Source organism: Spirochaeta isovalerica (genome assembly GCF_014207565.1).
GTDB lineage: Bacteria > Spirochaetota > Spirochaetia > DSM-2461 > DSM-2461 > Spirochaeta_F > Spirochaeta_F isovalerica.
In genome coordinates, this window is record NZ_JACHGJ010000014.1 from 21,938 (window position 1) to 44,926 (window position 22,989).

The 22,989-nt window shown below is 46.9% G+C and carries 21 protein-coding genes; 7 read left to right on the forward strand and 14 right to left on the reverse strand.

Features of this window, described 5'->3' with window-relative positions; genetic code table 11:
- Positions 1-37: 37 nt before the first annotated feature.
- Positions 38-2,545 (forward strand): leucine--tRNA ligase, encoded by a 2,508-nt coding sequence (gene leuS / locus HNR50_RS21295; protein WP_184748832.1) that lies wholly within the window; start codon positions 38-40, stop codon positions 2,543-2,545.
- A gap of 37 nt (positions 2,546-2,582) precedes the next feature.
- Here leuS and HNR50_RS21300 read toward each other — a convergent pair whose 3' ends face one another.
- Positions 2,583-3,329 carry a hypothetical protein gene (locus HNR50_RS21300; protein WP_184748833.1) on the reverse strand — a complete coding sequence of 249 codons (747 nt, stop codon included), beginning with the start codon at positions 3,327-3,329 and terminating at the stop codon, positions 2,583-2,585.
- Positions 3,330-3,402: 73 nt separating this feature from the next.
- Here HNR50_RS21300 and HNR50_RS21305 point away from each other — a divergent pair, with 73 nt between their 5' ends.
- On the forward strand, positions 3,403-4,794 hold the full coding sequence (locus tag HNR50_RS21305) for a TP0584 family protein (RefSeq protein WP_184748834.1): 1,392 nt from the start codon (positions 3,403-3,405) through the stop codon (positions 4,792-4,794).
- Between the two features lie 32 nt (positions 4,795-4,826).
- Here HNR50_RS21305 and aroF read toward each other — a convergent pair whose 3' ends face one another.
- Positions 4,827-6,710 carry a 3-deoxy-7-phosphoheptulonate synthase gene (gene aroF, locus HNR50_RS21310; RefSeq protein WP_184748835.1) on the reverse strand — a complete coding sequence of 628 codons (1,884 nt, stop codon included), beginning with the start codon at positions 6,708-6,710 and terminating at the stop codon, positions 4,827-4,829.
- 126 nt (positions 6,711-6,836) lie between these two features.
- On the opposite strand from aroF, the gene HNR50_RS21315 reads away from it, so the two are divergent.
- Both HNR50_RS21315 and HNR50_RS21320 read left to right on the forward strand, forming a co-directional pair.
- Positions 6,837-7,784, forward strand: coding sequence for an aldo/keto reductase (locus HNR50_RS21315; protein WP_184748836.1), 948 nt, complete (start codon positions 6,837-6,839; stop codon positions 7,782-7,784).
- Between the two features lie 13 nt (positions 7,785-7,797).
- On the forward strand, positions 7,798-9,357 hold the full coding sequence (locus HNR50_RS21320; protein WP_184748837.1) for a peptide ABC transporter substrate-binding protein: 1,560 nt from the start codon (positions 7,798-7,800) through the stop codon (positions 9,355-9,357).
- A 41-nt stretch (positions 9,358-9,398) separates the two neighbouring features.
- On the opposite strand, the gene HNR50_RS21325 is transcribed toward HNR50_RS21320, so the two are convergent.
- Entirely contained in the window at positions 9,399-9,797 is a 399-nt protein-coding gene (locus HNR50_RS21325; protein ID WP_184748838.1) for a flagellar basal body-associated FliL family protein, read from the reverse strand.
- Between the two features lie 107 nt (positions 9,798-9,904).
- On the opposite strand from HNR50_RS21325, the gene HNR50_RS21330 reads away from it, so the two are divergent.
- From HNR50_RS21330 to ispF, 3 genes are read left to right on the forward strand one after another with little or no spacing between them, the layout of a single operon-like run.
- Complete coding sequence (locus HNR50_RS21330; protein ID WP_184748839.1) at positions 9,905-10,423, forward strand: CarD family transcriptional regulator; 519 nt, start codon at positions 9,905-9,907, stop codon at positions 10,421-10,423.
- The gene (locus HNR50_RS21335; protein ID WP_184748840.1) at positions 10,420-11,070 is read left to right on the forward strand and encodes an IspD/TarI family cytidylyltransferase; all 651 of its coding nucleotides are present in this window, start codon (positions 10,420-10,422) and stop codon (positions 11,068-11,070) included. Before HNR50_RS21330 ends, HNR50_RS21335 begins: the two co-directional genes overlap by 4 nt.
- A gap of 3 nt (positions 11,071-11,073) precedes the next feature.
- Positions 11,074-11,547 (forward strand): 2-C-methyl-D-erythritol 2,4-cyclodiphosphate synthase, encoded by a 474-nt coding sequence (ispF, locus tag HNR50_RS21340; protein ID WP_184748841.1) that lies wholly within the window; start codon positions 11,074-11,076, stop codon positions 11,545-11,547.
- On the opposite strand, the gene HNR50_RS21345 is transcribed toward ispF, so the two are convergent.
- From HNR50_RS21345 to HNR50_RS21395, 11 genes are all read right to left on the reverse strand, one after another.
- Positions 11,544-13,130 carry a hypothetical protein gene (locus tag HNR50_RS21345; protein WP_184748842.1) on the reverse strand — a complete coding sequence of 529 codons (1,587 nt, stop codon included), beginning with the start codon at positions 13,128-13,130 and terminating at the stop codon, positions 11,544-11,546. The two genes, ispF and HNR50_RS21345, sit on opposite strands and share 4 nt — an antisense overlap.
- A gap of 4 nt (positions 13,131-13,134) precedes the next feature.
- Entirely contained in the window at positions 13,135-14,694 is a 1,560-nt protein-coding gene (locus tag HNR50_RS21350; protein WP_184748843.1) for a hypothetical protein, read from the reverse strand.
- 26 nt (positions 14,695-14,720) lie between these two features.
- Positions 14,721-15,599: a DMT family transporter gene (locus HNR50_RS21355; protein WP_184748844.1), complete on the reverse strand. Its 879-nt coding sequence runs from the start codon at positions 15,597-15,599 to the stop codon at positions 14,721-14,723.
- A gap of 71 nt (positions 15,600-15,670) precedes the next feature.
- Positions 15,671-16,210, reverse strand: a complete 540-nt coding sequence (locus tag HNR50_RS21360) for a hypothetical protein (RefSeq protein ID WP_221439954.1) — start codon at positions 16,208-16,210, stop codon at positions 15,671-15,673.
- Positions 16,211-16,226: 16 nt separating this feature from the next.
- Positions 16,227-17,489, reverse strand: a complete 1,263-nt coding sequence (locus HNR50_RS21365) for a hypothetical protein (RefSeq protein ID WP_184748846.1) — start codon at positions 17,487-17,489, stop codon at positions 16,227-16,229.
- Positions 17,483-18,223, reverse strand: a complete 741-nt coding sequence (locus HNR50_RS21370; RefSeq protein ID WP_343060259.1) for an outer membrane lipoprotein-sorting protein — start codon at positions 18,221-18,223, stop codon at positions 17,483-17,485. Before HNR50_RS21370 ends, HNR50_RS21365 begins: the two co-directional genes overlap by 7 nt.
- A 23-nt stretch (positions 18,224-18,246) precedes the next feature.
- Positions 18,247-19,482 carry an ABC transporter permease gene (locus HNR50_RS21375; protein ID WP_184748847.1) on the reverse strand — a complete coding sequence of 412 codons (1,236 nt, stop codon included), beginning with the start codon at positions 19,480-19,482 and terminating at the stop codon, positions 18,247-18,249.
- 12 nt (positions 19,483-19,494) lie between these two features.
- Positions 19,495-20,742: an ABC transporter permease gene (locus HNR50_RS21380; protein ID WP_184748848.1), complete on the reverse strand. Its 1,248-nt coding sequence runs from the start codon at positions 20,740-20,742 to the stop codon at positions 19,495-19,497.
- Positions 20,743-20,744: 2 nt separating this feature from the next.
- A complete protein-coding gene (locus HNR50_RS21385; protein ID WP_184748849.1) occupies positions 20,745-21,422 on the reverse strand; it encodes an ABC transporter ATP-binding protein in 678 nt (225 codons plus the stop codon).
- Positions 21,419-22,543, reverse strand: coding sequence for a slipin family protein (locus HNR50_RS21390; protein WP_184748850.1), 1,125 nt, complete (start codon positions 22,541-22,543; stop codon positions 21,419-21,421). The genes HNR50_RS21385 and HNR50_RS21390 overlap by 4 nt, the downstream gene beginning before the upstream one ends.
- Positions 22,540-22,959: a GntR family transcriptional regulator gene (locus tag HNR50_RS21395; protein WP_184748851.1), complete on the reverse strand. Its 420-nt coding sequence runs from the start codon at positions 22,957-22,959 to the stop codon at positions 22,540-22,542. Before HNR50_RS21395 ends, HNR50_RS21390 begins: the two co-directional genes overlap by 4 nt.
- Between the last annotated feature and the right edge of the window lie 30 nt (positions 22,960-22,989).

Genomic DNA, 22,989 nt, shown 5'->3' on the forward strand with positions numbered 1-22,989 from the left:
CTGGTTTCTCACGGCGTTCTTTGCTATTATTCCCTCTATGAGTAAGTATCCCTTTAACGAAATCGAAAAAAAATGGCAGAAATTCTGGGAAGAAAACGAGACTTTTAAAGTAACGGAAGATCCTTCATTCCCAAAAGAGAAGAGAGCATACATTCTCGATATGTTCCCCTACCCCTCGGGAGCCGGTCTTCATGTTGGACACCCCGAAGGATATACGGCAACGGACATCTACTGCCGCTACCTGAGGATGAAAGGCGTTAACGTCCTTCACCCCATGGGTTTTGACTCTTTCGGACTTCCCGCGGAAAACTATGCTATCAAAACGGGAACTCATCCGAAAATCACAACGGAAAAAAACATCGATCACTTCCGCGAGCAGATCAAATCTCTCGGATTCAGCTACGACTGGTCCAGAGAAGTATCGACCCACACTTCCGAGTACTACAAATGGACTCAATGGATTTTCCTCCAGCTCTACAAGAAGGGCATGGCCTACGAAGCGGATACGCCAATCAACTGGTGTCCCGATTGTCTTACAGGTCTGGCCAACGAGGAAGTCAAGGAAGGCATGTGCGACCGCTGCGGGACCCAGGTGGAAAGACGCAATACGCGCCAGTGGATTCTCAAAATAACAGACTACGCCGACAAGCTTCTCGAAGGCCTGGACACTCTGGACTGGAGCGATTCGCTCAAGGCTATGCAGAGAAACTGGATCGGCCGTTCCGAAGGTGCCAACGTCGAATTTAAACTGGAAAAGTTTGATGACTATATTGAAGTCTACACGACCCGTCCCGATACGCTGTTCGGCGCCACCTATATGGTACTCGCTCCCGAACACCCCTTTGTAGAAAAAATCACGACGGCCGATCAGAAAGAAGCCGTTGAGAAATACATTGCGGAAGCGAGCCACAAATCGGACCTGGAAAGAACGGAACTGTCCAAGGACAAAAGCGGTGTATTCACCGGGGCGTATGCCATCAATCCGGTAAACGGAGAGAAAATCCCCGTGTGGATTTCCGACTATATCCTCATATCTTACGGTACGGGGGCCATTATGGCCGTTCCCGCCCACGACCAGAGAGACTGGGAGTTCGCTAAAAAATTCGATCTTCCCATCATCGAAGTCCTCAAAGGCGGCGATGTTTCTGTCGAAGCCTACACGGAAGACGGAGACCACGTGAACTCCGGCTTTCTCGACGGTATGGGCAAACAGGAAGCCATCGATTCGATGATCGCCTGGCTTGAAGAGCGCAAGCTCGGAAAGAAAACCATTAACTATAAACTTCGCGACTGGATCTTCGCCCGTCAGAGATACTGGGGTGAGCCCATACCTCTGGTGCACTGTCCCGCCTGCGGGACAGTGCCGGTTCCCGAAGACCAGCTGCCTATAACCTTACCTCACGTTGACGACTTCAAACCGACCAATACGGGAGAATCTCCCCTGGCTAAAGTTGAAGAGTTCGTCAAATGCACTTGTCCGCAATGCGGCGGCGAGGCCAAGAGAGAAACCATAACCATGCCCCAGTGGGCCGGCTCCTGCTGGTACTACCTGCGCTATCTCGATCCGAAAAACGAGAAAGCCTTCGTTTCCAAAGAAGCGGAAGACTACTGGATGCCCGTAGACCTCTACGTCGGCGGAACGGAACATGCTGTTCTTCACCTCCTCTATGCCCGTTTCTGGCATAAAGTCCTTTTCGATCTGGGACTTGTCAGCCATGCGGAACCTTTCCAGAGACTGGTCAACCAGGGAATGATTACGGCATACGCCTATCAGAGACCGAACAAGTCTCTCGTCCCGACAGATGAGGTTAAGGAAGAGGAAGGAAAATTCATCGAAATCGCTACGGGTAAAGAACTGGAACAGGTTATAGCCAAAATGTCCAAAAGTCTCAAAAACGTGGAAAATCCCGATGAGATGATTGAACACTTCGGCGCCGATTCCTTCAGAATGTATGAAATGTTTATGGGCCCCCTTCAGGTATCCAAACCCTGGTCGACCAAAGGTCTGTCCGGTGTCCACCGCTTCCTGAACAGAGTCTGGAATATCGCCGAGAGGGAAATTTCCGATGAGAAACCTTCCGATGATATGATCAAACTGCTGCACAAGACGATCAAGAAAGTCAGCCTCGATACGGGAGCGCTGGAATTCAATACGGCGATTGCCCAGATGATGATCTTTATCAACGAAGCGTACAAGCTGGACAAATGCTACAGAGAACTCTGGGAACCCTTTACCCTGCTGATTGCCCCTTATGCTCCCCACCTTGGAGAGGAAATGTGGCAGATGCTCGGACACGAAGAGATTCTCGCCTACAAGCCTTATCCCGAATGGATCGAAGAACTGACACTCGATGACGAGAAGGAAGTTGTTGTTCAGATCAACGGAAAAGTGAGAAGCAAGATGACTGTCGCTGCCGGAACATCGAAAGATGATCTGGAGAAGATGGCCTTCGGGATTGAGAAGATTCAGTCCATGACCGAAGGCAAGAATGTCGTCAAAGTCATTTGTATACCGGATAAGCTTGTTAATATTGTTGTTAAGTGATAATTTTAAAAGGAGGGTGAGTGATCATCCTCCTTTTTTAATAAACCATATATTCATACGTCCCGTCAGACTTTATATGTAATTCCAGAATCAACCCAGAAGAGTTCATCAACTTATTAACCCCGGTCGGAAAAGATGCATCTGTATAGACCGAAGTCCCTTCTGATAAAATATCCACCCCGAAGACATCCCGGTTCGTCCACAAACCTTGCGGCAACCTCAGATTGACCTCCCGAAACCGTATTTTGCGCACATCGTAATAAGACAAATCCCCTGTAATGATTTCATCACAGAGAACCTGATAATCCAGAACCCAGCGGCTGTCAGAACCGGCTTTCTCGTCAATCAGCGAACGAAGTCGGGGAATATTAATATAATCGGGATTGATATATTCAGAGCATTTTAGAATGACAGAACCGACAAATCCCTCATCCCATGAAAATGAGCCGACGCCCCGGCTTTCAGTATCAAAAGGATAGAGAAACCCGGCCGGCTGGCTCCTGAAGGTTCTGCCATCTTCCAATACAAAAACAGCCTCGATTGTTAAAGCTGTTGTTTTCCCTTTAATAAACTCAAAAACAAGAGAATCATTTCCATCAAAATCGAATGATACACACTGAAGAATTCCATTTTCATCGCGATAACTCAGCTCCCAGAACTCCGGCTCAACAGTAAATAGATTATCCCTCTGAACCGGCATGGAAATGTTGACTGTGTGTCTATCTCCCAGGAATCGACAGGCGGAAATGATAAGAATCAGGAAAAAGATATATAAAAACTTCATTTTTTATAACTACGTGAAGAATTTCCCTGTCTATTTATAAAAATAATTTTTTTTTCGGTATATAATTCATTTTATGACTGAAGAAGTATTCCTCGTAAAACTGGCAAAAGGTCTTGAACAGTACAGAGTCAAGCTTGAATCATCAGCCATTCCCAAAATGAAACAGTCCGCCTCGGTGCTCCACAGCTCTTATAAAAATCTCTATCAGTTTTGTTTAGATAAAAAACTCCTCTCTGTAGACCAATACAGCGATGAATCAGCAGTTAAGGAATTAAAAGCGCCTTCATCCGATCCTTTTATTGAATCGGAGAGACAGGTCGAGCTCAATATCCGATTTGCCGCATATAACAAGCAGCTGGAGTATCTCAATACTTCTTTTTCATTCAATATTGAAAATTTCGATCTGGCAACAGTTAAACAGCTTTCAGATCTGATTTCCTACATCGATTGGACATCATTCTCCGAAAATTCCGGAAAACATATGACCAGAGCGTTCGCTGTTATGTTGGGAACCTTAAGGCTCGGTTCCGATGCCATGCAGGTCAAGGTCATCAAAAATGATCTGAAGCGGCTCAGAGAAGAAACTCAAAATTTCAAGGAAGCGCTTCAGGACATAGCTTTGCTGCGCAAAGAACAGTACAAATCAGAATTGAGAAAGCGGATCGCCTTTGACGGAGTCATCGACTATAAAGAAGATACCAAAGAAGATATCGAAAAGAACATCCGCCATATGATGAAGCGGGAGATGGAAGGTGTTCCTTTTTACAGCCAGCTGATCAACCAGTTGATTGATGATGAAATGAAAGCGCCAGCCAGTTGGGAAGAGCTACTGAAAAAGCTGTCTCCGGAAGAGAAGAAAACCGTAACGACAAAAGGGCTCGATAAAAATGAGCTTCTTATCATAATCAAAGAGTTGGGTAAAACGTCTCTTCTTCTTAACAAGATTTTGAAAAAATTTGATGAAAACGGCATTCTGATAAACCGAAAAAAGCGAAATTTCATTGAAAAAATCGCCTTCGCCCTATCGGAAGCTTTTAACAAGAATAAAAAGATCTTTTATGATATTGAAGTCTATAATGCGGAACACACCGTCAAAAAAGCCGTTCATATGAACTACACTCATTTTGCCGAAGAGCTGAAAGCCAATGCCCACAAGATCTATATGCTTTCAACCCCGGAAAGCCTGAAAAAACTGTCGGAAATGGACGATGAAGATATTCTTATTAAAATCAACACGAGCATGGATGTTTTCAAGCGCAGTTTCCGGAAGCTATCGGCGCTCGATGATTTTTTTAAGGAAAAATCTCCCAAACATGTTAAATCGGAGATTTCCGGTGTTAAAGTTGAATTGAACGGTATAAAAATGTCTTTGACTACCGCCCAGAAGAGGCGCAACGAATACCTTTCCCAGAAAGAGGAAATCGAACAGCTCAAAAAGCTGGGCATTCATATAGAGCAGACTTGAACCGGTTTACCCGGCTCGCATCACTCTGAATATCAGTACTCACCAAGCACTCTGAAGTCTACGGCTTTTTCCTTTATTGCGGAAAGAGCCGCTTCATATTGCGGCTTATCTTCGGGCATCTGAACATCTATGTAGAATTTGTAGGACCAGGGTTTACCATGAATAGGCCTTGATTCCAGTTTTGTCATGTTCAGTTTATGATCGGAGAAAACAGAGAGGCAGCTGGTTAAGGCTCCCGGTTCATCGGAAACCGTCAGAATAAAAGATGCCTTTTGCGGTTTTTCTACCGCCACGAGCTCTTCTCTCATGATAATGAAAAAACGCGTGTAATTATTCGGATTGGTTTCGATCCCCTCTCTGACAATGGACATGCCATATAAATCAGCTGATTCGGCGCTTCCGATTGCGGCGCAACTCGGGTCTTCGAATCTGTCCAGATCCGCGACAGCTCCTGCCGTATCATAATAGGGCACAGGTTCTATATTATGCTTCTTTAAAAACTCGGCACATTGGGCCAGAGCCTGGGGATGGGAGTAGACCTTTTTAATATCTTTCAGATCGACTCCTTTGCGTCCTATCAGGTTGTGGCGTATCCGGACTTTAACCTCACCGGCAATCCGGATATCGGGATTGAGAGAAAGAAGGTCATAATTTTCCAGAATCGATCCGGCAAGTGAGTTTTCAATAGGAACGACTCCCCATCGGACATCGCCTTTCAATACGGAATCAAAGACGTTTTTAAAGGTGTCGCAGGGCAGAGCGGAAACTTCATCATCATGAAAGGAAAGCATGACGGCTTTTTCGCTGTAGGCTCCCGGCTGTCCCTGAAATGCGACTTTCAGCTTCCCTTCGCCGCTTGCAAGGTTCTTTTCAATGGCTTCTTTTTCATTTATATGAGGCAATCTGGCCATCTCTTTACCCAGAACGGGAGCCAGAGCTTCAATATCGCAAATCAGTTTCTCCAGCTGCTCGGGGTAGAGCGACTGGGGTCCGTCAGACATGGCGTGATCGGGGTCGGTATGCATTTCAATAATGAGGCCGTTAGCACCGGCTGCGGCTCCGGCCAGGGCCATGGGGGAAACTTTGTCCCGGATTCCCGTCGCATGGGACGGATCGACGATAACCGGCAGATGGCTTAACTTTTTGATGACGGGAATGGCTGAAAGGTCCAGCGTGTTCCTCGTATAAGGCTCATAGGTCCTGATTCCCCGTTCGCAGAGAATAACATCTTCCGTACCCGAGGCGAGTAGATATTCGGCTGCCATCAGCCACTCCTCGATGGTTGCCGACAAACCTCTTTTCAGAATAACGGGCATCCCCATGGAACCGACAGTTTTAAGCAATTCGAAATTCTGCATATTTCTCGCGCCTATCTGATAGACGTCAATATAGTCCTTCATCATTAGCGCATCGCCGGGAGCGACAACTTCCGTCACAACAGGCATTCCCGTGAGATCCCCGGCTTCCCGGAGATATTCCAGTCCTTCCCGGCCCAACCCCTGGAAGGAGTAGGGAGAAGTCCTCGGCTTGAAAGCCCCGCCTCTGAGCATAACGGCACCAGCCTCTTTCGCCGCCAGGGCGCTCGCGATAATCTGTTCCCGCGATTCAACAGCGCAGGGCCCGGCGATGACGACGATACGGTTTCCCCCGATCTTTACCGGACCGATACTGATGACAGTGTCCTCTTTTTTCAATTCCCGCGATGCCAGCTTGTATGGTTTGTGGATGGGAACGACTTTTTCCACCCCTTTCAGCAGCTCGACTTCTCTTTTGTCTATGGAGACGCTACCGACAGCACCGAATATGGTATCGTTCTCTCCGACGATTTCCCGGACTTTAAATCCTTTTGTCTCGAGAAAATGCCGTATTATCTCCTTGTCGGAATCACTAATGTTATTTTCAAGAACAACTACCATACCTTACTCCTTAAGCCCGCAGGCTGTTTCTGCGGATAATATCACAATAATATCAACCTGGCCGTCTGAGTCAACCACAGAAAGGTATATATGGATTTTTAATAGGCGATTCGTTATAAAATAGTTATGAATAAAATTTCTATCGGCCGGAGCGGACTCATCAGCACAGAAGCGGTTTTCGGGACCTGGGCGCTCGGAGGCGAATACTGGGGTCCCCAGGACCACAGCGACTCCCTGAAAGCCATTCATGCCGCTATTCGGTCCGGGGTCAATCATTTCGATACGGCACCTGTGTACGGCAAAGGCCGGGCGGAAATGCTGATAGGTCAGCAGTTGCGGAAAAACAGGGCGGATTTTATTATAGCCGATAAGTGCTTTTACCGAGAACCGGAAGCTTTCGCCCGCAGTTTTGAAACAAGTCTTAAAAGGCTCAACACCGGATATATCGATATATTTTATATTCACTGGCCGGTGAGCGGGGCGGATATGCGGCCGGTTATGGAACTTCTTGAGAAGTACAGAAAAGAGGAAAGAATCCGCGCCGTCGGAGTCAGTAATTTTTCAGTGCCCCAGATGAGACATATAATGGAGGCAGGAACTATAGACATAGCCCAGTTCGGCTATAATCTCCTCTGGCGTAAAGAGGAAGAGGAACTGATCCCCTTCTGCAGGGAGAACGAAATCACGACAGCAGCCTACTCCATTCTGGCTCAGGGCATTCTTACGGGAAAATTTCTCCAAATACCCAAGCGGGAAGATTTCGAATGGAGACGAAAACTCGTTCTCTTTGATGAAGATGTATTTCCCGAAATAAGAAAAGAGATTCATTATTTGACAGAAATAGCGGAAAAGTATGATTTATCTGCTGCCGAAGCATCAATATTATGGACAAAAGAGAATGAACTGATAGATTGTAGTATACTGGGTTGTAGAAACCGGTCTCAGGCTGATGAAAACCTGAAACCCTTTTCCCGCACTTTGAACAGCAGTCTTGCGGATGAACTGAATAACCTGTCCGACAGGATCAGACCTCTGATTCCCCGGGAAGATAATATATTCCGCCACAAGACCTGAAACAGGATAGACAATGAAGAAATTTATCATATCTTTTATCATTATTACGGCATTTTCGGGATTATGGGCGCAGAATGAGTTTTCCGCTGTCTTTTCAGAAGTGGATATCAACTTCAATCCCCATAAAACCTTTACATCAACAGAAGCCCAGCTTTATACAGCCGTATTCGAAGGACTGGTTACCTACCACCCGAGAACTCTGGAGCCTCTCCCCGCGGCTGCCCGGTCATGGGAGATTTCGGAAGACGGGCTGACCTATACGTTCAAGTTGAGACGGGACCTGAAGTACAGCAACGGCGACAGGTTGACAGCTGAACACTTCAGAACCAGCTGGCTTCAGCTCATGTCTCCTGAAAGCGGATCGGATTACGGATCTCTGCTCGATATCGTCGTCAACGGCGCGGCATATCGCAACGGCGAGGCAGATGCTTCCGAAGTGGGAATTGTCGCGGAATCGGAAAGCGTTCTGAAGGTCACCCTTGAGCACAGAGCTCCCTATCTCCTGAAAGTTCTCTGCCACCACTCTTTTTCCCCTGTTCACCCGGATTTTTTCGAATCGAAAGGGACCGGCCTTATTGTAAACGGACCGTATCGTTTTGAGGAAATCGGCGATGGCCGTATCGTATTCCGGAAAAATGAAAACTACTGGGATGAAGAAAATGTTGAAATCGAACAGCTGAATATAATATTCAACGATGATCCTGTTCAGAATTCCCTGGATTTCGTCAGAAATAAAACAGACTGGCTTGCCGACGGTTTTGATCTGTCCGTTCTCAATGTGGATGAAGCCATTGTTTTCAATCCGCTTTTCTCTACGACTTATCTATTCTTTTCCAATAGAAACAAAGTCTGGAGCAACGGGAATGTGCGCAAAGCCCTGGCTCTTCTTCTCCCCTGGGAAAAAATAAGATCTCTGCAGATGATCCCCGGCTCTACGCTCATCCCATCCATTCCCGATTATCCTGTTGCTGAAGGGATAAAGAGCTCCGATACGGAACAGGCCATGGCCCTTCTGAAACAGGAAGGTTATGAAAACGGGGAAGGTCTTCCTCCCGTTCTGTTAAGGCTGCCCAGATCGGAAAGCATGATGCAGATCGGCGAGATGATTCAGGACAGCTGGAAAGAGCATCTGAACATCGATGTAAACATTCTCAGCGAACCCTATCCTTATTACTTCAGTTCCCTGAAAAAAGATGATTATACTATCGGAGCCCTGACCTGGATTGGAGATTACGCCGATCCCATGACTTTTCTGGAAATGTGGCTGCAAACGAGTACTTTGAACGATGCCGGCTTCTCCGACAGCGGATATGATGAGAAAATCAGAAAATCTTCGGCTGACAATAGGGAAAACCGTTACAAACTTATGAGCGAGGCTGAAAAGATTCTCCTGGATTCGGCTCAGGTCATGCCTCTGGGGCACTCGCCGGCATTAAATATTATCGATCTGAGATTTATTGACGGATGGTATCCCAATGTCCTGGATATCCATCCCTTTAAGTATCTGAAATTCAAGTCGGATTTCCAGATTCCCGGAGTCGTTTCCACCGGTCAGTTATACTCAAACACCTGAGGCGCGAGACTCGCAGCGCCGAACTGGCAGGGTACCAACTATCAGTTATACTCAAAGACCTGAAGCTGGAGAAGATAAACATCTGTCACATTCCCCTCGATGAGCACCTCGTTGACCGCCTCTTTTATCATCTGACGGAGTTCCGGCTGATTTTCAATGAGAAACTGCTCTTCTTTCAGCGAGCTTAGGAGAGTGCGGATCACATCGGTGAGTTGATTTTTACGTTTATTGAGTTCTGTCTGAATTTTTTTATCCCCCTGTGGATACCCCAGGTCAACTTTGACATTGTAAACCTTTGGTTTTTCATCACGGGTCATACCCTGAATCATGGGAATATTTTTATAGTAGGAATTGATGGGGTTCTCTTTCTCTCCGCAACTGAGAAAAAGAGCCGTTGTCAGTAAAAGTGTCAGCACAGCCAGTCTCTTCATATGGACCATTCTACCTTATCTGCCTCCTTTTGTCGTCTATGGAGAGCTATCCGATTAAAGCATAATTGAAGGACACATATTTGACTAGCCGAAATTAATTGTTTATACTGGCGATAATGGAAAAAAAATCAGCCAATGACACCCTCTTCTCCGAGGGGCAGACTATCGTATACCCGCTTCAGGGTGTGGGAAAAATCACGGAAATTTTCAAGAAAGAATTCAAAGGTAACGAGATCCTTTATTATAACATATACCTCGAAGTTTCCGACATGACCGTCATGGTTCCCGTTGATAAAGCGGAAGAATTGGGAATCAGGGCCATCGTATCCACAAAGGATTCCGAGAAGGCTCTGGAATTGATTTCCCAGCCTAACGAACCGGTCACAGGCGACTGGAAAATGCGCTATCAGATGAATCTCGATCTGCTGAAAAGCGGAAGCGTTCTCGATATCGCTGTAGTTGTCCGCTCACTCTACCATCGCAGCAAAGTGAAAGAGCTGCCTATTCTGGAAAGAAAGATTTTCGATACGGCACTGAAACTTCTCATAGATGAAATCGCTTCATCCCTGTCTAAAAGCACAGAGGATACGGAAGAGATGATCTTCAGCCGACTGGAAGCCGAGACAGAAGAATGAGAGCCGCTGCTATCATAACAGCGGCAGGTTCTGGTAGCAGAATGGAGATAAGCACCAATAAGGTGCTGCTCCCCTTTGGCGGAGGTACCGTTGTTGAAGCGGCGGTACTGCCATTCGCCAATCCCGATAAATTTCAGAAAATCATTATAACTTACTCCCCTGCTGACAAAGCCCGGCTTCAGGAAGTGCTTAAAGATATAGCAGTGCCTGTTCAATTCGTTGAAGGTGGATCGACCAGACAGGAATCGGTATATAAGGGCCTGGAAGCTCTCGCCACCGATAATCCCGGAGTGGTTCTGATTCACGACGCCGCCCGTCCATGGCTTACGGAAGAACTGGTAGCCGCTGTTCTCGAACAGGCGGAAAAGACAGGCTCTTCCGTCCCCGTAGTCCCTTCGATTAATGCCATGAAAGTGGTTGATGAAAAGGGACTGATTCTCCATCACCTGAAAAGAGAGCAGACTTTTTCTGCACAGACACCTCAGGGATTCAGCTATACGGGGATACTCGAGGCTCACATAAAAGCCGGGAAAGAAAACTTCAGCGCCATAGATGACACGGAATTATGGGACCGCTACAAAGGACCTGTTTCAACCATTCCCGGAGATACAGCCAATAAGAAAATAACCTATAAAGGGGATCTCTAGGGGATGAGAATTGGTTTCGGATATGACCTGCACAAACTCAAAACCGGTCGAAAACTGATGATCGGAGGAGTCCATATCCCCTGCGACTTCGGAGAAGAAGCCCATTCCGACGGAGATGTTCTGCTTCACGCGGTAATCGATGCTCTGTTCGGAGCTATCGCTGAGGGTGATATCGGCAGCCACTTTCCACCGAGCGACATCCGCTGGAAAGATGTCAGCAGCCTTGTTCTGCTGAAAAAAACAATGGAAATTATTAGAGAAAGAAAATTCAGCCTGATAAACCTCGATTGTACTGTCGTTCTCGAAAAACCGAAGCTCCTTCCTTACAAAGAAGAGATTCGCCAAACCATGGCCGATGCCCTGGGGACAGATATAAGCCGGATATCCGTAAAAGGAAAAACAAAGGAAAAAGTAGATGCGGTTGGCCGGGGCGAAGCCATCGAAGCCTACGCTTCACTGCTTCTCGCCTCCGATTAACTGTCGCTTAAGAGACTTTTTCTGCTGAAACGCTCTTCGTTCAGGCGATTACCCAGCCTGTCATATTCAAAACGGGACATGGCAATACCCTCGTTGTTCTCGACTATCTGTTCATCGATGCCGTAGTTGGTCACACTGATTTCCTTACCGCGGTAGTCTCGATCCCATTTGATAATGGCGACACCCTTATTATCAGCTTTCAACTGGCCGTATAATCCGAAATTTCGCTCCTCGATAACAAAGCCGAAATTATCATATGACCAGGTTTTCATAAACACACCTGTTGTATTGGTCACGGCCTCCTGGTTCTCATCGTAATACCGTACGGCTGTCCGGTTTCCCTTATCATCATACTGCCACTTGATAACAGCGACGCCCATGGAATCCTTTATGAGAACATTATAATCCGAATAGTGTTCCGAGCTGGTCATGAGCCCTCTCTCGTTATAGGCCCACTTATAAATGGATATGCCCCAGGGATCTTCCTTCAGCTCATTATCGAGTCCGTAGTGCTTCTCTTCAAGCTTATTGCCCATAGCATCGTAAACCCATCGGTAGGAAGCCAGCCCCATATCATCCTCTACAGGATTTTCCCTGGCATCGAGATTATACATTTCCAGCTCATTTCCCTGTTTGTAATGGGTCCAGGTGTATATGGTCACTCCGTGTTCATCGGGAGTCAGAACTCCCCAGCGGTTGTAGTGCTCTTCACGGATGCGGTTGCCAAACTCATCGTAAGCCCATTTATAGGTAGCGACCCCGCGGTTGTCCTCAAAAGGGCGGTAAGCCGTATTCATATTGGTCTTTTCCATCAGATATCCATTGGAATCATAGATGAATGATGATGCAGATGTTCCCGTGTTATCCACAGCCGGCTTCCGATCTTTATCGAAACGGCGTTCCATAACCATATTGCCGTCGCTGTCCCAGGTGTAATTGTAGAAGGCGATTCCTGTACGGGTTGAATTGACCGGCTTTCCGTCCCGCCCGAAAGCTCCCCGCTCGATAACGTTGCCCCGGGCATCATATTTGTAGAAATCCTGAAAGGTTCCATGAGCATCGGTTATGCGGTTGCCGAAGGCGTCGAGGAAAAAGGAGCTGATGCGGTGTCCTTCCTTATCCAGGGTCCAGATTTCAGCGGAGACTCCGTCTTTATTCGGTTTCAGGTTACCCAGCCTATCGTAAAAGAAGACGGCTGTTGTCTTTCCCCATTCATCGAGCCTGAGACGTATGGAATAGGCATCAGTCCGGTTGTTTGGAACCGGATTCCCGGAGCTGTCTTTATATCGGTATCGGATATAATTGTCCTCGTACTCCACATCGACAGATTGCGCTCCCAGAACGGGATCCAGGCTGACTCTTCCATTGATCAGGTACTCCACGGATACGAGCCTTCCCTTCTTGAAACCGAGCCGATAACTGTTTACCTCTTTCTCCGTTTCGCTGTCGAGGGGAGACACCCCGTGTATCCTGTACATTCCATCCTGCCTGACGGAGCGGAAATAGAGATATTCCTCCCCACCGGCAAATAGAGTCATATTGATTAATATCATCAGGGCTGCAATGAGTCGCGATTTCTTCATGTGATTAAACTCCCTGTTTCCTTCCGCCTCCGCAGGGCGGTGTCAAACGGTTGAGGCGGTTCTGCTCTTCCGCCTGCTTATATATTTCCGAATAGACCAGAAAATCATTAAATTGCCGGTCTCTTTCTTTCTTGAAGTCTTCCTCTTTCCAGAGCTCTCTCTGTTGAAGCAGAGTTCTCTGAACCGAGACAGGATCGGCGACGGTTTCGAAAACGAGTTTTCCGCCGGCTGTTTCGATCTCCACATCTCCATAATTGAAAAGATACCTTAAAAAACCTTTTTTTTCAGCTTTTACGTTCGTTACGAACCCGATATCTGCAAGATTGGATGTTTCGCTCTTTCCGAAAGGCTTCCTGTTTATATCGATGATCTTTCCGCCTGCCACTTTATAGAGATCGTTTCTCCAATCCTGTACCCGCCACAGCATAATAGCGATAAATGGGATAAGAGTCAAAAGAAGATAGGTTCCTCCGCTATCGCGAAACAACCAAATGAGAAAAGAAACCGATCCGATAGCAAGAATCTGCCACCAGATAGAAAAGAAAAGATAGATTCCCGACTTTCTGAACAGGACTTCCCCGGGAGATTGTGATTCTTCCTGACTCTTTTCGGAACTGTGGATATCCTCTCTGACTTCGAAGTGATTTTCAATTCGCTTGCGGATTTCCACTCTGTCCCGGTCTTTCATCCGGTTTGACCGGGTTGCGAGATATTGTGAGATTTCCTGTTCGATTTTCTGGGGCCGGTCCAGGTGTTCCATAAGCAGAACGGTACCGGCTGCCGTCTGTATATGAAGATTTCCCACATTGAAGAAACGGTTTTTCAGCTTTTTCTTCTGCACCATGATTCCGCAGATCTGATCTACAGGAAGAGTGATCTGCCTGAGACCCGGAGGATTAAGACTGAACCTGACAGATGTTAATTCAGATCCTCGAAGAGAGTATTTTTCAGCCAGCCAGAGAATGAGACATAGGGCTGAATAGATGAAAATCATAAGAGAAGCGGCTTTGTAAAACCAGTTCTGATAGGGAAAAGAAACAGAACTCATAGAGAGAACAGTCATGGCAATGAGGATAAGAAAAGGATACTGAAGGCGTTCAACAAGAAAGAATCCGCTTTTTCTCCAGGTCAGGGCATTATCATTTGAAGCCGGCTTTTTAAGAGAACTTTCATTTTTTCCGATTTTGAGTCTGCCGCGCAGCTTGTTGTAATCGCTTTTCTTTAATCTTCCGAGTAAGGCGACTAAGGACTCTCTCTCCGTTTTGAGATACCTTCCGGAACTTCGTGAAATCAGAGTCTGCTCATGGGTCGTGTTATCAAAAATATCTTGGGGATCCGTAAAGTCTCCCGGGAAGAAAAAGTCCTTTTGACTATTATCTGCTGATGCAGAGCAGAACTCCCCTTCGAGAAAAATATAAAGAGCACCTTTCCCATCGTTTTTATAATATAGAACAGCGCCTTCATCGCAGGTATATTCAGTAAATATCTCAGCGAGTTGACCCGCGGCTGAGGATGAAAGTCCGAAAAAAAGAGGGTGAGTATATATGTCAGAGTACGTATCCATCAGAACCTCACCTTCCGATTATCGGTCTATGTCCTCCTCTTCCCAATACCGATAATCTCCCAAAGTTCAGAAAGAAGAACTCCTCCGAGAATGAGAAGAGCGCCGGAGACTTCCCGAATGGAAAAGCTCTCACCCAGGAGGATTATTGCGAAAATGACGCCGAAAACAGGTTCAAGCGAATAGATTAGAACAGCTCTCATCGGCGATGTATCTTTCTGGTAGAGATTCATCATATAGAGGCAGAAAACGCTGCCCAGAATAACCAGGTAGGCGATGGAAAACAGAAAAGAAGGTGTGGGATTGAGCTTAGGCTCTTCCAGGAAGAATGAGGCGATGATACTGAGAAGTGAAGTTGTGAGGAACTGAATGGAGGTCATTAGTTCGGGACTTTCCTTTTTATTGATCAGATCCATGAAGATGATGAAAAAGGCATAGCCGACTGCGGCGATGAGCATAATCATATCCCCGACATTGAATGGTCCGCCAGTAGGTTTGGAAATGATCCAGATTCCTGCGAAAACAACAATCAGGCCGACAACGTTACCCATAAAAGGTTTGCGTTTGAGAATCCAGATCTGCAGAAAAGGAACAAAAAGTGCGAAAGTGAAGGAGATGAAACCGGCTTTTGAAGCGGTTGTATAGGCCAAACCAACTGTCTGGGCCGCATAGCCGATGAACATGAATATGCCGAGAATGATACCGTTGATTATGGTCTTTTTACCATTGAACTTGAATTTCTTAAAGTAAAGAAGCGAGAAGATCAGAAAGGCCGCTCCGAAGCGGACGGCCAGCAGCATGAGAGGAGTTGAATCCTCCAGTCCCGTTTTGATTATGGCAAATGTTCCGCCCCAGATGATGGTGACCAGAACGAGAAAAATTTCGGCTTTAATTCGTTTTTTGTCCATGGGGGGAAGATAGCATGAAGTATATTCAGTTGTATAGAAGAGAAGTAAATCGACTCTCTTCTATACTTTAATTAATTCATTAATTCGAAGTCTGAATTATCTACATTGATTATAGAATCACCATCAACAGTGACTCTCATATAATTTATTAACCAATAGACATCTCCTGTATTTAAATTATCATCTCCATCGATGTCGACAAGCACATCAACATCGACAATATCACCGCCATCGAAAACGTGAGCAGGATATCCAACCGGTACAGATGTATCAGAACCTGAAAAACCAAGAACTTTTGTTCCGGCAATAAAATCATTTCCTATGTATGATTCAAAATAAATACCAGAAACTCCTGGATCAAAATCGGGAATAGAGCTGATATTTGAAACACTGACTGTTATGGTTCCATCAGAAAAAGAAAGTCCATCACAAGAAGCGAACAGCAGTACAGCTACTACAGCAAATAAGAGATAAATTTTTTTCATTAGATTGAATAAATCCTTTAATTTAGAAGTAAACTTTTTTAATAACTCATTATCACATTGAATAAAATTTCCGTCTATAGGAAAATTTCCTATAAAAAACCCTCCCGATAATGGGAGGGCTATCAATTCAGAGACGTTAATATCAATAAATATACTGAACTCCAACCATTACAGAGACACCATCAACCATATCTACCCCGAGTTCCCAGACATCATTATCCTTGTTCCAGGAGAAGGTATCATCTCCATCGCCGATAAAGAAGTTGGTATAGCCGAGAAGATTGAACCCTTCAAAGACATTCCAGCTGAATCCGGCGGTCAGCATCGCTGACAGATCGATGGGGCTGAAAACACTCCGCAAAGAGAAGTTCAGATTCTGCCCGTAGGCAAAGGCGATTTCGGGATACAGCATTAGCGCATAAGTACCCGCGGATCCGGCATCCTCTCTCCAGTCGAGGAAGGGAAGAAAAACAGATTCCACCCGGAAGGTCAGAGAATTTCCGTAACCGACCTCCACCATATGAAAAAGCCCGAAACTTATATTCCATGTGTCTTTTATAATGTCCGCCAGATCGTCTCCTGCCGCAAAGGGAATAGCCAGAGAGCAGTTCAGATAAAAATCAGCACCCAGGTTGCCCTGAATGGAAAAATACGGTCGCTGAAACGCGGGAATCGTCAGGGATTCATCTCCATCGGTGACTATAATATCGTAGTCGATGGTATCCGTTCCATCAAAGTAATATCCGAGTTCAACTTTCAGGTCGCCGAGCTTGGTATATACCCGTCCTCCCGCGCCGAGATCCAGGACATTGCCCAGTCCGACAGGCGTCGTCCCTGAAAAAATCATCTCAGGAGCCCGCAAAAGCAGTTCGATAAAGGAAAACCGACCCAGGGGAATGTTGACCGATGTCATCCAGGCTGTTTCCGTTCTCACTTCCGATCCCACAAGATTGACATTAGGGGAAATGCTGCCGAAGACAACATCTCCGGAGTTGAAGACAAAGCCGTCTCCCCACCCCAGTCTTGTCTTGCCCACAGTCAGACGGAAAGAAGGAAATTTCGCTTTTACATAAGCTTTCTGAAGGGTGATGACAGGAATTCCGGAGATATCGGGATAACTGAAATCAAGTGCGAAATCAGCGCGGACATTAGCATTTCCAGTCGATTTGAAGGATAATGCTCCCGTACCGGCCATACCATACGCCCAGTATTTGTCACCGACAGATGGAAGCACGGGAGGAACCCATGTACCTCCGGCATCATGATATCCTTCCGTACCCGGATTTACTTCCCGGCTCTGCATCACCGTGTTATAGAGCGTCATATCAATTGTGATATTGTTCTCAGCGGAGAGAAACGGCGCTGCCGCCAGAAGCAGCAGCACCGGAAATAAGCGCTTTACCATGACAGTTCTTCCAGAGAGAAAAGGTTGTTGTCAAGCCGGATGTTGATTTCGATATCGTTGATTTTCATAACCGTTTCCGTGTCGGTTTTCATTTTGTCGACAATTCTGGTTTCCACACCGATCATCCTTCCGTTGATTTCCCGGGCCTGAAGAACTTCCATTTCCTTGAGGAGTCTTCCCGATTTGGTGTAATACTCCCCTTTCCATCCGAGGAAGCTCTCTTTGTCGATCCAGACTTTCTGTACGGGATAGGGTACGGTTCTCACGGTCGCCGTCATTTCCACGACGTAGCAGTCATGCCCTTTAAAGCTTTCCTCACCGAGCAGCTTTATGTCATACTGGGATAACCGGTCTTTGTTGCCGGTCATATCCTCATAGGAAACATCGGACCCGAGCATGGACTGTCTGAGCATGGATCCCTGCATACGGATAAGTTCTTCCGCATCGGGGTAGTAGAGATAGAGCTCATCTTCCGTTCTGAGAACTTTCTGCCCTCTTTCCGCGGTACTGGTAAATTCGATGAGAGACTCGTCGGCCCCTCTGGACCAGGATTTGAATGTGCTGACTTTGGTGCCGAAGCGGTCTTTAATCCGCATTTCTCCGGTTGCCGCCGATGTGTCGAAAACCTGAATATCATCAGCTCTCCGGACGATTTCCTCCCCTGTCAAAGCCGTAAGGCTGACGGGAATCATCAGAGCTGCAATTACGATAGGTATAAATAATTTGTTTTTCACATGAACCTCCAATTTCTCATTTCCTAAATATATCTCAGCGCTTCGACGGGCTGAATTCTCGCCGCTTTGCGTGAGGGTATAAGTGTGGCCAGCGAAGCCACGACTACAGAATAGAAGAAGACGAAAATGGTTCTTCCCGCTTTCAGCTGGGGATAGAGATAGGAAGATATCTCGAAATCCAGTCCGGACATGGCGTCAGTGAAATCGATCCCCACCCGGCTCAAATACAGGACGATGCCGATTCCCAATACCACTCCGATGGATGTTCCGATGATGCTGATGATTGTCCCTTCGAGAAAAAAGAGTCTGGTCAGCTCGCTGCCATGCATACCCAGAGCGCCGAGCGTACCGATTTCCCTCATTCTTTCGTAGATGACCATCATTGTCGTGTTGATGATGACCGTGCTGCCGAGAATAAAGAAGATAAATGCCATCACGTTGTAAATCATATCCGCCAGCTTGAGAAAACCGTACGTCGTGCTTATCTGGTCCCATGACCGGACATCGTATTCCGTTCCCGATCCGTTTTTCAGTTCTTCTCCCAGTTTTGCGGCAAAATCTTTTGCGTCGTATCCCTCTTTCATTTTTATAAGAACTTCCAGGACTTCTCCGTCCATTCTCAGGAAATACTGGGCCGTATCGAGTGGAATCCAGAAGAATTTGGCGTTCAGTTCACCGACGGGAAGAGCGAAGAGACCGACGATTTTAAGCGTAATGGCGTTGGTGCCCCTGGCTGCCGTTGTTGACATAACCGTTACCTTATCTCCTATTTTGAGATTGAGGTCCCGGGCCAGAACAGCCCCCATGATCATCTCTTTTTCTCCGTTTACAGGCAGGCGCCCTTCTTTCAGAGAGCTTTTGAAATCCATATAGGCGTCTTCTCTGTCAAAGTCCGCTCCGATTCCGACGGCTCCGAAATTGGATCCGCCGATGTAAAGGCTTGATGGGAAAGTCGTACGGGGAACAAAGCTCTCGATCTCTTCCATTCCCGCCAGAGCGTTCTCCACCTTTTCCTGATTCACAGTAAGGTGCATGGGGTTGTACCGTTCGAATTCCTCAAAACGGGCGTTCTTCACACGGACTTCGCCGGTGTAATAATTGATCAGATTGTTTGCCATATCAGTACTCATTCCCGCTATGAGCGAGAACATCAGGACTATCGTCATGGCCGCGACTCCGATAGCCATTCCCGAAAGTATAGACCTCCTGCGGTTTCGCGATATATTCCTGAAGGCTGTTTTCAACAGTTTCGTATTCATTTGTTCTCCCCCTTACTGATGTCTCAGGCAGGACGGAATATCCATCTTCAAAGCCCGTTTAGTCGGGAAATAAGCGACAAGCGACGAAATAACGATTCCCGCAATAAAAGCTTTCACCATGGTGCCGGGATTCCATTCACCGCGGAAAACCCCCTGGATGCGGTAACCCATATCCATATCGCGCATGATCGATGTAAAGTCGATGCCTTTTTCCACTATAAAGAAATCCGCTCCCATTCCCAGGACCAGCCCGATCAGCGATCCGACGATTCCGATTCCCGCCGCTTCGATCATAAAAGCGATTCTGATCTTGCTGTCCGCCATCCCCAGAGACCTCATCATGCCGAGCTCTCTGGTCCGCTCGAATATGGCCATCAGCATGGTATTGGAAATACCGACAGCCGCAATGATGAATATGAGGAACAGAATCATCCCGGTTCCACCCCTTTTGGCCTCAGCCAGAGCGAGAAAATCCTTTGCCATGGTTTCCCATCCCATAACGGTAAGTCCGTCTCCGTTCAGCATATTCTGAATTCTGACAACTTCCGCGTCCACGTCGGCATTGGCCGGCAGCTTGATATTGATCTCTGTTGCCGCTCCATCCATTGCCAGATAATCATTGGCCGTTTCAAAGGGCATCATGAGAAGCGTACGATTCACATTGGGGTTGGGACAGTTGAGAATCCCGACGATCTCGAGGTCCATTGCCTCGTAAAATCCGCCGTTTCCTCTGGCGACGATGGTTATCCAGTAACCCACTTCGGCGCCGATGTCTTCGGCCATCCAGGATCCCATGACCACAGCATCTTCGCCCGGTTCAAGAAACCGTCCGTCCACAAGAGTGTCGCCGAACTCAAAAACATCAAAATCCTTCTCCGTATCAATGGCAAAGACGCTGACTGGAAGATTTCCCTCTTCACCGAAATCCTCTTTATTGAGAATAAGGTCTCCGCCGAAGCTGATTCTCTTGGTAGCGGCTATCTTTTCCGCTTCCAGTTTATTCAGAATCTTATCGGGATCGGCAATGCTGAGATCAAGCGGTTTCTGAAAACGGTTTGCCCAGTACTCCTCATTGAGAATTCTGGCCGAGGCCGTTTCGTACCATTTCAGGTTCCGGACCGATTCGTATTCGGCGCCCATGAGCATGGAATCTATGAAAATATACATCATCAGCCCGAAAGCAATGGCACTCGCGGTTATGATTGTCCGTCTTTTATATCTGGTCAGATTTTTAAAGGCCAGTGAAATTAAAAATTTCATGGTTATCTCCTTTCGTCGCTCTGAATCTGCCCGTCGTGCAGCATAACTAATCTGCTGGCATACTCCATGACCATCTTGTCATGTGTCGAGAAAATGAAAGTTGTTTTGTGCTTTCTGTTCATCTCTTTCATCAGCTCCAGAATTTCTTTTCCCGTATCGGAATCGAGGTTGGCTGTCGGCTCGTCGGCGAGAACGATCTCCGGATTTTTAACCAGGGCTCTGGCTATGGCGACACGCTGCTGCTGACCTCCCGATAGCCTTGAAGGCCTTCTGTGCTCCATCCCCTCAAGACCCACTTCTTTGAGAATAGCCATAGTTCTATCCTGTATCTCTTTTTCACCGAGGTTGAGAAGCGACAGCACAAAGGAGACATTTTCATAGGCTGTCAGTACAGGGATCAGGTTATAGGTCTGAAAAATAAACCCGAGATTGTTCCGGCGGAAATTTGTCTTTTCCTTTTTATTCATAGATGAAATCTTTTCATCTTTTATTGAGATTTCACCGCCATCCATCTGATCAATGCATCCGATAAGGTTGAGCAGCGTGGTCTTTCCCGAACCGGAGGGACCGGCTATCGAGAGGAATTCACCTTTTCCAATCTCCAGAGATACGCCTCTCAGGGCTTTAACGACTGTTTCGCCGGCGTGATAATTCCGCACGACATTTTCAACTTTAATCATTTTTCTCCTCCCGTCTCTTTATCTTCATGTACTGTTTCTTTGTTTTTCACCTGCCCGGGCAGGTCTTTGACTTTGTTCAGGGCAGCGGTTCCCATAACAGCCCCCAGATTCATATTATCCAGTGCCGAAGAAGGCATAAGCATCAGGCTGTTATTCTGCTTCAGCCCTTCGTATACCATATTCATGGCCCGGAGCTGGAGCGCCGTAGGGTTGCCGCTGTACTTCAGCGAAGCTTCTTCGAATTTCGCAGCCACTTCCACTTCCGCTTCTCCCAGGATAACCCGGGATTTCTTTTCTCTCTCCGCCTGGGCCTGCTTACTCATGGCATCCTCCAGCTCCTTGGGGATGATGATTTCCGTAATTTCAATGGAGAGGATTGTAATTCCCCAGGGATTGGTTTTCGCATCCAGCTTCTGCTGGATTTCATTACCCAGTTCTTCTCTTTCGGCCAGTAGAGTCGCCAGTTTATGCTTTCCGATCGCATCGCGGAGAGCCGTCTGTCCGGAGAGTGATACCGCTTCAAAATAATCCTCAACTTCCAGTACAGCCTGTTTCGGCTCCCAGATCATCCAGAATGCCAGGGCGTCCACATGGACGGGAACCGTATCGTTGGTCAATGTTTTTTCCGCAGTAAAGTCCGTCACCCGGATTCTCGTATCGACAAAAGCGGCGATTCTGTCCAGAAGCGGAATGAGAAAGAAAAGACCCGGACCATGAACTTTCTTGAACTTCCCGGCCCTGAGAATCACGACCTTGTCCCACTGATACACAAGCTGGATCGATGCGGAAATGACTATCCCCGCCGAGCCGGTCAGCATCAGCCATAGATAGGACCCTTCAAAGAGAGCGATAACATTGAGCTGAAGCGCGATAATCACAAAGATTACCATTGACCACAGCGGAAGGACCGTCAGGACGACCCCTGCTCCCAGTATGGCACCGGAAATCTTAACGATAGGCATCAGTTCCGATGACACGCCGTAGTTCACCTGAAAAAAATATCCGGCCATGATAAACAGGCCGAGGAAGAGAAAAGAGACAGAACTGTAATGAAAATCCTTCTGGATTTTAAAACCTTTCATATTTTTGACTCTCTCTTCCCTGTTGTGCATGAGGTTCATTTTTTATTCCCTCCTCTTTCGTTTTCTGATTTTAAATCAGTCAGATAATCGATAATTTCATCGAGAGTAAAACCATAGGAACCGGCTTTGGAGATAAAAGTTTTCGTAATACCGGAGAGGACGCGCTCCCGCTCAACTTCATCGAGCTGAACTTCCTTTCTGCTGATGAATGTTCCCGTACCCTGCTGGGTATTGACGATGCCTCGTATTTCCATTTCGTTGTAGGCCCTGCCTACCGTATTGGGATTTATACGGAGATCCACGGCCAGGCTCCGCACTGTGGGCAATTGCTCACCCTTGGTCAAGCGCCCGTCCGCTATGGCCATTTCCACCTGGAGAATAATCTGTTTGTAAAAAGGAACACCGCTCTTGGGGTCGAGACTGAATTCCAGTTTTTTTACTCCTGTTTCCGCCACAGGTTTACTCCTATTGTCTACTTGTACTAT